Below are 1,206 nucleotides of genomic sequence, written 5' to 3' on the forward strand. Positions count from 1 at the left end.
GATGGATGGGGCATGACGGATGGATGCTGAAGGGCGAGAAGTTGCGAGCACAGATGCGCTGACGCATCCCAAATACCGCGCAGACATTGACGGTCTGCGTGCGGTGGCGGTGTTGTCCGTGCTCGGCTTTCATGCGTATCCCGAATGGGTTCGCGGCGGCTTCATCGGCGTTGACATCTTCTTCGTCATCTCGGGCTTCCTGATCTCGACGATCATTTTTCAGGGCCTGGCTACTTCCCAGTTCAGCTTCCGCGACTTCTACTCCCGGCGCATCCGCCGCATCTTCCCGGCACTGACCACCGTACTGCTGTTTGCGCTGGTCGCGGGCTGGTTTGTGCTGTACCCCGACGAGTACCGCCAGCTGGGCAAGCACGTCATTGGCGGCGCCGGCTTCATCTCCAACTTTGTACTCTGGCGCGAAAGCGGCTACTTTGACAGCGCTGCTGAAGTCAAGCCGCTCTTGCACCTGTGGTCGCTCGCCATTGAAGAGCAGTACTACATCGTGTTTCCGCTGCTGGTATGGCTGGCCTGGAAGCGGCGCTTCAACCTGTTCACCCTCATTGTCCTGGTTGCCGCCTTTTCGTATGTCCTCAACATCGCCTACATACGCAAGGACGCGGTGTGGACCTTCTACCAGCCCCAGACCCGGATTTGGGAGTTGATGATTGGCGCGCTGTTGGCGCTGCTGGTGATCGATCATTCAGGGCGTGCCAAGCGGGTACAGGCCAGCGTTGCAAGATTCCTCACCAAGGTGATTTACCGCGATGGCGTGCAGATTCAACCGGCGGCGGTGCTGGCCAACGTGAAGGCCTGGCTGGGTGCGTTTTTCCTGGTCGTGGCAATGTCGCGCATCACCCGTGAATCGCACTTCCCGGGCACCTGGGCCCTGGCGCCCACGCTGGGCGCGGCACTGCTGATCTGGGCCGGGCCGCAAGCCTGGCTCAACCGCCTGGTGCTGGCCAACCCGCTGATGGTGTGGGTGGGCAAGATCAGCTATCCGCTGTATTTGTGGCACTGGGTCATCCTGGTGTACCTGCGCATATTGGCCAGTGAGACGCCTTCCGTGGCTGTGCGCACTGGCGGGCTGCTGGCAGCGGTTGTGCTGTCCTGGCTGACCTATCGCTTTATCGAAACACCCTTGCGCTTCGGCGCCCACGCCCGCCGCAAAACCGTGGGCCTGCTTCTGCTCATGCTCGCCATCGCAGG

At 61.2% G+C, this 1,206-nt stretch carries 1 protein-coding gene; it reads left to right on the forward strand.

The annotated features are described in order from the left end of the window. Positions 1-19 precede the first annotated feature (19 nt). The coding region (locus AC1DYR_RS22260) for an acyltransferase family protein (protein WP_477706991.1) at positions 20-1,206 on the forward strand (1,187 nt) is incomplete at its 3' end.

Source organism: Polaromonas sp. P1_F9 (genome assembly GCF_056405615.1).